This window comes from Parvimonas pharyngis, assembly GCF_046569675.1.
Taxonomy (GTDB): Bacteria; Bacillota; Clostridia; order Tissierellales; family Peptoniphilaceae; genus Parvimonas.
On record NZ_JBKICJ010000004.1, the window covers coordinates 52,950 to 65,095 of the forward strand.

The window sequence follows — 12,146 nt, forward strand, 5'->3', positions numbered from 1 at the left end:
GTTGTTTTTTATAACAACTCTAATCCCATTAAATTAATATATCTAGTATTCAACAGAGAATTATGGTATAATATGTGTGTATAAATTTTAGGAGGAACTATGAAAAAAGTAGTTGGGATAAGATTCAAAGAAGCCGGAAAAATTTATTACTTTGATCCCTGCAACTTTAGTATAAATAAAAATGACCATGTAATTGTTGAAACTTCTCGTGGAATTGAATATGGAGTTGTAGCCATTGAACCTAGAGAGGTTGAAGAGTCAAAACTTGTTTCTTCATTAAAACCAGTTTTGAGAATTGCAGACAACATGGATAAATATATCCATGAAGAAAATAAGAAAAAAGCTAAAGATGCTATAGAAATTTGTAAAGTAAAAGCACAAGAACACGGCTTAGATATGAAATTAGTTGATTGTGAATATACATTCGATAATCAAAAAGTAATTTTTTACTTTGTTTCTGATAATAGAATTGATTTTAGAGAATTAGTTAAAGATCTTGCATATATATTTAAAAATAGAATAGAACTAAGACAAATCGGAGTTAGAGATCATGCTAAAATAATTGGTGCAATTGGCTCATGTGGTCAAGAATGCTGTTGTAAAAGATTTTTAGGAGAATTTGCTCCTGTAACTATTAAAATGGCAAGAGATCAATCTCTATCTTTAAATCAAAATAAAATTTCAGGAACTTGTGGTAGACTTATGTGTTGTTTAAAATACGAACAAAATGTCTATGAAGAAAAGCTAAAAAAAATACCACCTTGTGGAACATTTGTTATTACTGATGAAGGGAAAGGTGTTGTAGTTGATAGCTATACTCTATCTGAAATAGTAAAGGTAAAATTATTTAATGAGGACAATAACACAGAGACTATTAAACCTTTTTTTGTAGATAATATTGCTGTTACAAAAGAAAGAGATATGGCTTATGCTAAAAAAGATGAAGATATTCAATTTGAATACATCGAGCAATTATTGTAGTAGATATTAAATAGAGTTGATAACAACTCTATTTTTTTAATATAATATTTTACCTCTCTAAACTATTGACAATATTTGAAGAATATAGTATCATTAATTCTATATTTTAGTAAATTATTAAGGAGTGATCTTATGAATAATATTGTTATCCCCGAAGGATATTCTTCAGATTTAAACATAATAGAAACACAAAAAGCAATTAAAGAAATTAAGGATTTTTTTGAAACAAATTTAGCAAATGAACTAAATCTAACAAGAGTTTCTGCGCCTTTATTTGTTAAAAAGAACACTGGAATAAATGATAATCTAAGTGGAACTGAATCCCCTGTTAGCTTTTCTTTAAGTGAAATAGAAAATTTTGAACAACTAGAAATAGTTCAATCTCTAGCAAAATGGAAGAGAATTGCTCTAAAAAATTATGGAATCTCAGTTGGAGAAGGAATATACACAGATATGAATGCCATAAGACCTTGTGAAACATTGGATAATATTCACTCTATCTATGTTGATCAATGGGATTGGGAAAGAGTTATAAAGAACGAAGATAGAAATGAGAAATTTTTGACAGATATAGTAAAGAAAATCTTTAATGTATTTAAAAGAACTGATGAATACCTATCTAGAAGATTTTTAAACTATAAAAAGTCTTTACCAGAAAAAGTATTTTTTATTTCTACTCAAGAACTTGAAGATATGTTCCCTAACGATACTCCAAAAGAAAGAGAACATAAGATAGCAAGAGCAAAAAAAGCAGTATTTATAACAAAAATAGGAAATGTTTTAAATAGTGGAAATAAACATGATACAAGAAGTCCGGACTATGATGACTGGAATTTAAATGGAGACTTAATTTTCTGGAATCCTATCTTAAATTCATCATTAGAACTATCCTCAATGGGAATTAGAGTTAATAAAGAAATACTATTAAATCAATTAAAATTAAGTGGTAACGAAGATAGAAAAACATTAAACTACCACAAAATGTTACTTAATGATGAATTACCATTTACTATTGGTGGTGGAATTGGACAATCAAGAATTTGTATGTTTTTCCTTCAAAAAGCACATATTGGAGAAGTTCAATCAAGTTTTTGGCCAGATGAAATGTTGAAAATTTGCAAAGAAAACAAAATAAATTTACTATAAAAAAGTGCCAATAATTGCTCATCGATGCCTTTGCCATAAGTCTGGATGTATCTACAATACATTTACTTTTGCTAAAGCAAAAGTATGGGATCTCCTCAGTCGATTGTACTCAAATCAAAGATTTGAACAATCTTTGCGTCAGACCTACTTTTGCTTGTAAACAAGCAAAGTTAGGGCTAGATTCGCGTTGGTCGAGATGACGTATAAAGGAAGTACCTTTGTTTAAAAGCTAGACGTTAAAAGCAAATAAACTTCGAAAATTATTTTAAAAAAGGTGATAAAATATATATAAAACAAAATAATGCACGTCAAAGTTATTTGTAAAGAAATACTCCTAACACGTCATCTTGAGCGAAACGTAGTGTAGTCGAAAGATCTCAATTATTGTTTGTTTACAAACAATAATATTTCTGAAAGAAATAAAAAATATAATTACTACATGTATCTACGATACATTCAGAGCAAAGACAAAGTATAATTTTTGTCTTTACTTTTTTATATTTTTGTTTTTATTGTGAAACAATAAGGTTCACGGGTACCAACTAGATGAGAAGCATCGTAGAAGGTTGGATTTCTTTTTAAATTATTTGATTATAGTCTGATTATTATACTACTTATTCTCTTTTTCCCCCACTAAAAAAGTGCCAATGGCTGCTCATCGACACCTTTGTCATCAGTCTAAGGATATTATTATCATATCCTTTTTAATTATCTCCCAGTTTTATAAACTCGATATTATTTTTTTTGAGTAACTCAATTGCATACTCATCCATTCTATAACTATTATCATAGTATATTTTTGAAATTCCGGCTTGAATTAACGCCTTAGTACAATTCAAACATGGAAAATGAGTTACATAACAAGTGCATCCCTTTACTTTTATTCCTTCTCTTGCACAATATAAAAGTGCATTTTGTTCAGCATGAATTGTTGCGATACAATGACCATCTCTCATTGTATGACCTATTTCATCACATTGAGGATTTCCTGAAATTGAACCATTATATCCAGTTGAAACAATTCTATTATCTTTATTAACTAAAACACAACCAACATAAGCTCTATCGCATGTACCTCTAGTTGCAACCATTTTAGCTAAATCCATAAAATATTCTGCCCAAGGTTTTCTCATAATTCCCCCTACTTTCCAAATAATTTTTCTTCTATTTCATCTAGTTGATTTAATGCTTTTTCATCTAGTGTGTTGAAATAGCTTTTGTTAGAAATTCTATTTTTTATTTCATAACGGTTACTTTTATTTTTTAAATTCTCATAACGATACAATAATTCTTTTGCAGTTAAGACATTTCCACCTCTTTGTGTAACAAGTTTTTGAATAAGAGTGTCATCAGTTCCTACTGAAACTAAGATTTTTCTTCCCATTTCATCTAATTTTTTTTCGATATATTGGTCCGCAGTTTCATTTTGTTTTGTATAAACTACCTCTATACCTTTTATAATCTCAGAGCTTCCTTTAAAATTAATCTTGTAAGCATCAAAAACTAATAGCAAATCTATTCCTACAAGTTTTGAATACTCTCCCATATCATATATCAGCTCTTGTCTAGCATTTTCAAAACTCAACTTTAAAAATGGTTTATATTTTTCCCAAGCATTTAAAATATTGTATCCGTCTATAATTATTAATTTTTTAGTTTTCATCTCTTTGTCTTAATGCCTCATAAACTAGAATAGCACAGGCATTTGATGCGTTAAGGCTTGAAACTTTACCTTTCATTGGAAGTTTAGTTAAGAAGTCACATCTCTTTCTTATAAGTTGACCTATTCCTTTTCCTTCGTTTCCAATTACTATTGCAATATTCCCTTTAAAATCCATATCCGTATAAATTTTTTCTGCCTCTCCACATGCTCCATAAACCCATACATTTTCTTTTTGTAATTTCAAAATAGTATCTGCAATATTAGCAACTTTTGCTATTTTAATATGATTTACTGCTCCAGCTGAAGACTTTTGAACAATTGATGTTACTGGTGCTTGATTTCTTTTTGAAACAATTATTCCATGAACACCAACAGCTTCACAAGTACGAATGATAGCTCCGAAATTATGTGGATCTTCAATTTCATCTAAAATAACTAAAAACAAATCTTCATTTTTTGATTTTGCACTATTAATAATTTCCTCAACTGTTGAATAGTCAAAACTAGAAACCAAAGCACAAACACCTTGATGTACAACACCTTCTGCCATATTTTCTAATTTATGTTTATCAATTTCAGAAATTAAAATACCATTAGCTTTAGCCTTTCCAATTATTTTATTTATTGAGCCTTTTAAATCACCTTTTAAAATGTAGATTTTTTCTACTTTTCTATCACTTTCTAAAGCCTCTAAAACAGCATTTCTACCAAATATATAGTCGCTCATATTACACCCTTTTCCAAATAACACCATTTCTAGTGTCTTTCAATTCTATATTCATTTCTTTTAAGATATCACGAATTTCATCTGCTCTCTTGAAATCTTTATTTTTTCTAGCTTCTTCTCTTTCTTCAATTAATTTTTCAACTTTTTCGTCCAAATTATTATCTTCTTCTTTGTAAAGAAGACCTAAAACAGAAGCAAAGTCATCCAATAATTTAACTGCTCCTTTAACTACTTTTAAATCAGTATTTTCATCAAATGAATTAGTATAACGAATAAGCTCGTAAATCTTAGAAATTGCATCTGCAGTATTTAAGTCATCATCCATAGATTCTAAGAATTCTTTTTTAAGCTCAACTAATTTAGAAATATCTCCATCTTCTTTTTCTTCACAAATTTCTAAAAGTCTTTCTAAATGTTCTTTGCCATTATACATTCTTTCAAGACCATTTTTTGTTTGTTCCATAACTTCTCTACTGAAATTTAATGGATTTCTATAATGAGTAGATAAAATCCAAAGTCTAACAACTTCTAAGTCATATTCTTTTTGAATATCTTTAACTGTAAAGAAATTACCTTTTGACTTACTCATTTTTTCGTTATCAACATTAATCATTCCATTATGCATCCAGTAGTTAGCAAAAATTTTGTCATTACAACATTCGGATTGAGCAATTTCATTTTCATGGTGGGGGAATTGTAAATCTTCTCCACCAGCATGAATATCAATTGTCTCTCCTAAAAGTTTTTTAGCCATTACTGAACATTCCAAATGCCATCCTGGTCTACCCATTCCCCATGGACTTTCCCAAGCAGGTTCAGTTTCATCTTTTCTTTTTTTCCAAAGAGCAAAATCAAGAGGATTTTTCTTTTCGTCAGAAATATCAATTCTTGCTCCAGCTCTTAAATCCTCAATATTTTTTCTTGATAATTTACCATAATCTTTTGCTTTAGTAATATCAAAATAAACATTACCATCAACATTGTAAGCAATGTCCTTTTCTTCTAAAATCTTTACAAATTCAATCATCTCATCAATACATTCTGTTGCTTTAGGATGAATTGTATGACTTTCAAAAAGATTTAATGCATAACTATCTTCAAGATATGCTTCGATATATTTTTTAGTAATATCTGTAAAAGGTACATTTTCTTCCTTAGCTCTATTTATAATCTTATCATCAATATCAGTAAAATTACTTACATATTTTACATCATACCCTATGTATAAAAGATATCTTCTCAATGTATCATATACAATCATAGGTCTTGAATTACCAATATGAATGTAATTATATACAGTTGGTCCACAAACATAAATTAATGCCTTGCCCGGTTGTATAGGTATAAATTCTTCTTTCTTTCTTGTTAATGTGTTATAAATCTTCATAATACACCTCTCTATTTTGAAATATTTTATTTTTATATAAAACAAAACGCCTCTTGAAAAAAACAAGAGACGAAAAAATTCCGCGGTTCCACTCTAATTGAAAACTCCACTTAAATTGCTATAAAGTAGCAAACAATACTCCAAGGATGCACCTTCAACATTGATGTTTTTCACCACACAACATCTCTCTAAAATTCGTTGTTTCTTTTCCTTTTCAACGTAAATATTCATTTATAATAGGATACTAAATTATTAAGAAAAAGTCAATAATTTACCCTTAAAAATCTAATCTATTTATACAATTCTTTTTTTAACTTTAAAAGCAAATCAACCCTATCAGTTATTATTCCATCTACCTTTTTACCAATTAGTTTTTTCATTTCTTTTTCCGTATTTATGGTCCAATAACAAACTGCCATATTATGTTTATGGAATTTGTAAATTAAATATTTTGTATCTAATGGTAATTTCTCAAATCTTGGAATCATCATTGCATTAGTATTATATTTTTTAAAACTATCAAATCCTAAATATGAAGATAATACAACTTCTATAGTTTTTTTCATTGAGCCAGAAATAATTATTTCACCTTTACTTATCTTTCTTAAAAACTCCAGATTATCCTCATTAAAACTTGAAAAAATAACATTTTTTTCTAATCTATATTCTTTTACACAATTATATAAAAGCTCCACTGATTTTAAACCATTTTCTCCATTATCTTTAACATCAATACTATATATAACAGAATCTCCAAATTTCTCAAAAAGTGAAGAAACTTCCATTGGATATAGACCACTTACTCTATTATCTGCATATGGTAAATTACCATTTAAGTCTTTAAATCTGTATCCAAAATTAAATTCTTTAATTTCATCAAAAGTATAATCAATAACTTTTCCTGTTCCATTAGTAGTTTCATCGATATCTTCATTATGTTGAGTAATGATTTTCCCATCTTTAGTTAATCTGATATCAGTTTCAAAAGCATCAACACCCATTTCAAAAGACTTTATAAAAGCTAATTCTGTGTTTTCTGGATATAAATGACTAGATCCTCTATGTGCAAAAACTAATGGAAAATCTCCATTCCTATAAATCTTTCTTGCTTTTTTCTCTTTCTTAAAACATGAAAATTGGAATAAAACATAAATTACTACAATTAAAACGAATAAAAATAAACCCATTAATACAACTCCTTAAATTTTTATTAAAAAAATCGAATTTTTTTAAAGAAAAATACGATAATAACAGTATAATTATATCATATAAATAAAAATTATGATATAATTATACTGATTATATATCGTTAAATAAAATTGAAGAGGTTGGTGTTTATGTTAGAATCTTTTTTTGGGGATAGAAGCTATTTTTTTAGAACATTATTTTATATAATACTTGATACTTGGAGATTTAATATGCTCCTTTGCTGTAGTTAAATTTTTAGTACCAGCAGGACTATTATCCGGTGGCCTTGGAGGTATTGGACTTATGATTGAATATTTATCTGGTATTCCAACTGGAGTTTCAGTATTTGTACTAAATTTACCTATGATGGTTATTGGGGCATTTTTCTTAAACAAAAAATTCATGACTTATGCATTTTTATCAACATTTATCTATTCATTCATCTTGATAGCAATGCGTAAAATTCCAATTGATTTTAAACTTGATAATAATATGCTATTTGCTATTTTTGGTGGTTTTATAAATGGAGTTGGAATGGGTGTTTTATTTAGACATGGAGCTTGTCAAGGAGGACTTGATATAATAGCAACTATATTTAAAACCAAATTAAATATGAATATCGGTTCATCTCTTATGATGATAAACGCAATGATAATTGGAGTTGCATCTTATATATTCAGTCTTGAAAGAGGACTTTTAACAATTGTATCAATGTATGTTGCATACAAAATGCTAGATAAAATCCAAATGGGATTTGGAGATACGAAGAAAATTATGATTATAACTTCAAATCAAAGAGAAGTTACTGATAGAATTCTATCAGATCTTAATAGAGGTGTTACTCTTCTTCACGGAGAAGGAGCTTATACACATAAAACACAAAATGTTATATTCTGTATCGTTAGAACAAGAGAAGTAGTAAATATAAAGAGAATACTGGATGAAGTTGATCCAGCGGCATTTTTAATTATATCTGAGGCTTATGAAGTTAAGGGTCGTGGCTTTAAGGTACAAGAAATTTAGGAGGGGTTTATTATGAATAATATTTTAACTTTCAATGAACTTAAAGAAATAGCAAAAAAAATTGCAATGGATGATGATAGAGTTGAAAAACTGTATATCGAACAACTTGAAACTCAAAGTATGTCCAGTGATGTTAACTTTTTTAATGTTCTGTATTTAGTAAAAGATTTGTCTTTTGATGATACTTCTTTTGAATTTATTGAACATTTTGGCGATGTACTAACTATGTACGAAAATACTGAAAATGAAAACATAATAGAATATAGAATAATTTACGAAAACTTTACACAAGGTATTTTTAGAATTGTTTCAAAAAAATCTATCGAAGTTTTAGAGGAACTTCAAGAAAAATACATTTGTGTACTTAATAAAGAAGAAGAAAAAAAAGGTGGAGTTTATATTGAAAGAAAAGTTCATAAACTTACTGAAGATGAATTCTTAGTAAATACTTGTAACTTCTTCTGGAATATATTAAAATTTGGAAACAAACTATATACTAAAGAATTCTTAAATATATCTGAAGAATATAGAAAAGTTTTAGAACTTTTAGATGAACATTTAAAACACTATGTTTTATCTGAAAATAAATACCTATTAGAGTTAGGAAAAGAAAATAAATTAGTATTTAACTATGTTGATACTGAAATTTTTGAAAAATATTTACAATGTTATTCAAAATTGGAATTAGAATCTCTTTGGATAGCCCTATTTAACATTTGTGGATTATTTAGAAAATTATCTTTACAAATAGCAATTAATTTAAGATTTGAATATGCAAAAGAATTAGATAGAGATACTGTAACATATTTAAGAGAATTAAAACAAAAAGCAAATAGCAGATAATAAAATTTTCACAAAATAAGAACTCCACCCTTCCACGATGCTTCGCATCGGGTGGGTACCCGGAAACCTTGTTATTTCATAATAAGAACTCCACCCTTCCACGATGCTTCGCATCGGGTGGGTACCCGGAAACCTTGTTATTTCATAATAAGAACTCCACCCTTCCACGATGCTTCGCATTGGGTGGGTACCCGGAAACCTTGTTATTTCATAATAAAAGTGCATCTTTTAGATGCACTTTTTATATTTAAAATATTTAATTGTTATTTCAGCGAAATCCAAATTTCTTTACACTTGAACTTCAATTTTGTTTTTGTAAATCTATCAAAATAATACTTTAGCATAAACTAGCTAATCACCGATAAATATTTATATCAACAACCTTCTTTTTCTTTTCATACTATAAACATACAATCTTATGATAAATCTACAACCACAACTGCTTGTAATATCTTTTGTGTCTTTATATTACTTCACATTGTATCTTAAGTATAATATATTCTAACTAATCTTTTTTGATACAAAATTTTACTCCTTTAAACACTTAAATTTCTTAATATCAATAATCTAATTTAAAAACCTATTAATTTCATCTCATAATATTTAACCCATATGTACTCAAGTTTCTTAACCTTCGTCTCAACTATCTAGTTCATACTGTTATAATATTATAATATTCCAAAAATTCTAGATATAACTTTATAGATTTCTTAATATCTCAATTATCTTATATATAATTTATATAATCTTAATCATACAACTTACATTCTAAATTTTTACGATTAGTTTTTAATCTTTAATTATACTATTATCAACCTCTTAATTCACAAAATATATTATCTGCTATTCAAGTTGCTGGCATCGTAAGTTTTTTCTAAAAACCAATGATACTGCAACTCAGATGAAATTGTTTTTAAAATTTTCATTGGTCTTACCTCCAGTCATCAAACTATTTAACGCGTTATCTTGTTTGTTGTATATATTATACCTCATAAAATTTACTTTGTCAACACTTTAATGTGATTTTTTTATATTTTTTTCAATTTTTTTGCTATTTTTTTACTTTTTTTTGAATTTTTATCATTATTTATAAAAAAATTTCAATTTTTTATACTAAATTTACTCTAAAAACTTTTTTTACTATTAAAGCATAATATTTATCAAATAAACTTTTTACAATAAAAAGTAGTATTAGAATTTTTCTAGAACTTCCAATAGTAGTTTTTATTTATCTATTAATAAACAATAACATAATAGCGAAGAAGGATACTATTATTGTTTCTAATAGAAGTAATAATAATTTTTTGTTAGAAATCTTATTATCATTGTCTTTATATAGAATCCCATTAAGAGCAAATGTAAAAATATTTAATAATAACAATGGATACATAAAGTTTCTTCCTTCATCATAGCGAATTCTTCCACTAAAACTTAATATAAAGAAAACTGCTAATAAAATATTAATTACAATAGCAACAATAATATTCAATTTTTTAAAATTCATAATAAACTCCTTTCAGTTTTGAATAAATTTATATTATATATCCTATTTTTTTAATTTTTTTGCTATTTCTAGATTTTTTTACAAAATTCTTATAATTTCTAATTATTTTTTCTTTCCAATTCCAAAAGTATTTGTTTAATTTCTATTCCTTCAGCATAACCAACAAGCTTTCCATTACTTCCTATAACTCTATGGCATGGAATTACAATCGGTAATTTATTTTTATTATTTGCTCCACCTACAGCTCTTTGTGAATTTTCATTTCCTATTTTTCTTGCAATATCTTTATAACTGCAAGTTTCTCCATAAGGAATTTCCATTAAAGCCTTATAAACTTTTAGCGAAAACTCTCTTCCATCTAGCTTAATTGGAAATGTAAATACTTTTCTTTTTCCAGTAAAGTACTCTTTCAATTCTTTTTTTGCAAGTTTTAAAACTTCGGTATTAGGAGAAATATTTTTCTCATCCTTTACAAATCTTATTTCGACAACTCTATTATCTTCTTCTATTATTTTAATTTTTCCAACTGGTGAATCAAAAACTGTAAAATTCATAATATCTCCTATTTATTCAATTTTAAAATTATATATAATTTATTGAAAAACATATTTAGAATATATGAAAGTAAAATTGTTAAACCAAATAAAGTTAGTAAATAAACAATATTTGCTTTTAGATATATTGATAACAAGCTCATAATAAGTCCATGAATCATATACATCTCAAAAGAAATTTTACCTAGAAATGATAGTACTTCATTCCTAATCAAAACAAATTTAGAATATAACTTCATACTTTCTTTATTAAGCACTAATCCTCTAAAATTAATTTTCTTTGAAATTAGAATTACCATTACAATAAAATTAAAACAAGTTAAATTTTGTACTATTGCATAATCTGAGTATATTCCAAAACTGGAAAAGAAACTTACTAAATCAGCCTCTTTATTATTCCAAAAATAAAAAGTCCATACTGATAAAATTAATAATAAATTATAAATATGAGTATTTAATATTTTTTTAATTTTTTCTTCAAATATTTCAAAATACATTCCAAATATCATACCTATCATACTGTTATACCACCAAATTCCAAAACCTATTTTTTTCAAAACTAGTATATAACTAATTATTAAAATAGTAAAAATAATATATGATAGATTTTGATTTTTAGTTATTTTAAAGCTAAGATAAAATATCAAATAAATAACTAAAATTGAATTTAAATACCATCCATTATTTATTAAAGACGATCCATTTTTATATATATTAAAAATAGAGTTTAATGTATATTCGCTTTTGAAAACAAATATATTTACAACAATATGCAAGACTGTAACTACAAATATTGGTAAAAGTAATTTTAAAAATCTCTTTTTAAAAAATCCTTTCAAATATTTTTCTCTATTAAGCTTTACTTGTTTTGTCATTCCATAAGCTGAAATAAAGAAAAAGAAACTAACTGCATACATACCAAAATTTGCAAAATGATGTATATAAGGTATAGTATTCTCTATTTGAGATACATGGTGTAAAATTACTACTATAGAAAAAATGCCTTTAAATGCCAATGTGTCTTCCTTTGACATCAAATCATAATCCCTATTAGGTAAAAGCATAATAACAAAAGGTAAAATTAAAAATATTATTTTAATCATAAATCCTCCATTTTTTATAAAAAAAGA

At 26.5% G+C, this 12,146-nt stretch carries 12 protein-coding genes; 4 read left to right on the forward strand and 8 right to left on the reverse strand.

The features are described from left to right. Window positions 1–99 precede the first annotated feature (99 nt). On the forward strand, window positions 100–981 hold the full coding sequence (locus tag ACLGL0_RS05515) for a PSP1 domain-containing protein (protein ID WP_411013942.1): 882 nt from the start codon (window positions 100–102) through the stop codon (window positions 979–981). A gap of 132 nt (window positions 982–1,113) precedes the next feature. Next, complete coding sequence (gene asnA, locus ACLGL0_RS05520; protein ID WP_411013943.1) at window positions 1,114–2,127, forward strand: aspartate--ammonia ligase; 1,014 nt, start codon at window positions 1,114–1,116, stop codon at window positions 2,125–2,127. Window positions 2,128–2,831: 704 nt separating this feature from the next. Here the strand turns inward: asnA and ACLGL0_RS05525 are convergent. The 5 genes from ACLGL0_RS05525 to ACLGL0_RS05545 all read right to left on the reverse strand — a co-directional run bounded on the left by ACLGL0_RS05525 (window position 2,832) and on the right by ACLGL0_RS05545 (window position 7,091). Continuing rightward, entirely contained in the window at window positions 2,832–3,260 is a 429-nt protein-coding gene (locus ACLGL0_RS05525) for a deoxycytidylate deaminase (protein WP_411013944.1), read from the reverse strand. Window positions 3,261–3,268: 8 nt separating this feature from the next. Beyond that, a complete protein-coding gene (locus ACLGL0_RS05530) occupies window positions 3,269–3,790 on the reverse strand; it encodes an NYN domain-containing protein (protein ID WP_313962049.1) in 522 nt (173 codons plus the stop codon). Next, window positions 3,780–4,517: a 23S rRNA (guanosine(2251)-2'-O)-methyltransferase RlmB gene (gene rlmB, locus ACLGL0_RS05535; protein WP_314557211.1), complete on the reverse strand. Its 738-nt coding sequence runs from the start codon at window positions 4,515–4,517 to the stop codon at window positions 3,780–3,782. Before rlmB ends, ACLGL0_RS05530 begins: the two co-directional genes overlap by 11 nt. A 1-nt stretch (window position 4,518) precedes the next feature. Beyond that, complete coding sequence (gene cysS, locus ACLGL0_RS05540) at window positions 4,519–5,904, reverse strand: cysteine--tRNA ligase (RefSeq protein WP_411013945.1); 1,386 nt, start codon at window positions 5,902–5,904, stop codon at window positions 4,519–4,521. Window positions 5,905–6,194: 290 nt separating this feature from the next. Next, complete coding sequence (locus ACLGL0_RS05545; RefSeq protein WP_411013946.1) at window positions 6,195–7,091, reverse strand: glycerophosphodiester phosphodiesterase family protein; 897 nt, start codon at window positions 7,089–7,091, stop codon at window positions 6,195–6,197. Window positions 7,092–7,302: 211 nt separating this feature from the next. On the opposite strand from ACLGL0_RS05545, the gene ACLGL0_RS05550 reads away from it, so the two are divergent. After that, a complete protein-coding gene (locus tag ACLGL0_RS05550; RefSeq protein WP_411013947.1) occupies window positions 7,303–8,115 on the forward strand; it encodes a YitT family protein in 813 nt (270 codons plus the stop codon). 12 nt (window positions 8,116–8,127) lie between these two features. Further along, window positions 8,128–8,958, forward strand: a complete 831-nt coding sequence (locus tag ACLGL0_RS05555; protein WP_411013948.1) for an aminoglycoside 6-adenylyltransferase — start codon at window positions 8,128–8,130, stop codon at window positions 8,956–8,958. Between the two features lie 1,228 nt (window positions 8,959–10,186). Here ACLGL0_RS05555 and ACLGL0_RS05560 read toward each other — a convergent pair. From ACLGL0_RS05560 to ACLGL0_RS05570, 3 genes are all read right to left on the reverse strand, one after another. Next, entirely contained in the window at window positions 10,187–10,462 is a 276-nt protein-coding gene (locus tag ACLGL0_RS05560; RefSeq protein ID WP_411013949.1) for a hypothetical protein, read from the reverse strand. 98 nt (window positions 10,463–10,560) lie between these two features. Next, complete coding sequence (locus ACLGL0_RS05565) at window positions 10,561–11,016, reverse strand: methylated-DNA--[protein]-cysteine S-methyltransferase (RefSeq protein ID WP_411013950.1); 456 nt, start codon at window positions 11,014–11,016, stop codon at window positions 10,561–10,563. Between the two features lie 8 nt (window positions 11,017–11,024). Beyond that, window positions 11,025–12,119: an acyltransferase family protein gene (locus tag ACLGL0_RS05570; protein WP_411013951.1), complete on the reverse strand. Its 1,095-nt coding sequence runs from the start codon at window positions 12,117–12,119 to the stop codon at window positions 11,025–11,027. Between the last annotated feature and the right edge of the window lie 27 nt (window positions 12,120–12,146).

Bases quoted from the DNA above. Each gene is read 5' to 3' on its own strand.
- ACLGL0_RS05560 (WP_411013949.1), bottom strand. From the start codon at position 10,462: ATGAATTTTAAAAAATTGAATATTATTGTTGCTATTGTAATTAATATT.
- ACLGL0_RS05555 (WP_411013948.1), top strand. From the start codon at position 8,128: ATGAATAATATTTTAACTTTCAATGAACTTAAAGAAATAGCAAAAAAA.
- ACLGL0_RS05545 (WP_411013946.1), bottom strand. From the start codon at position 7,091: ATGGGTTTATTTTTATTCGTTTTAATTGTAGTAATTTATGTTTTATTC.
- ACLGL0_RS05565 (WP_411013950.1), bottom strand. From the start codon at position 11,016: ATGAATTTTACAGTTTTTGATTCACCAGTTGGAAAAATTAAAATAATA.
- cysS (WP_411013945.1), bottom strand. From the start codon at position 5,904: ATGAAGATTTATAACACATTAACAAGAAAGAAAGAAGAATTTATACCT.
- asnA (WP_411013943.1), top strand. From the start codon at position 1,114: ATGAATAATATTGTTATCCCCGAAGGATATTCTTCAGATTTAAACATA.
- rlmB (WP_314557211.1), bottom strand. From the start codon at position 4,517: ATGAGCGACTATATATTTGGTAGAAATGCTGTTTTAGAGGCTTTAGAA.
- ACLGL0_RS05530 (WP_313962049.1), bottom strand. From the start codon at position 3,790: ATGAAAACTAAAAAATTAATAATTATAGACGGATACAATATTTTAAAT.
- ACLGL0_RS05525 (WP_411013944.1), bottom strand. From the start codon at position 3,260: ATGAGAAAACCTTGGGCAGAATATTTTATGGATTTAGCTAAAATGGTT.
- ACLGL0_RS05570 (WP_411013951.1), bottom strand. From the start codon at position 12,119: ATGATTAAAATAATATTTTTAATTTTACCTTTTGTTATTATGCTTTTA.
- ACLGL0_RS05515 (WP_411013942.1), top strand. From the start codon at position 100: ATGAAAAAAGTAGTTGGGATAAGATTCAAAGAAGCCGGAAAAATTTAT.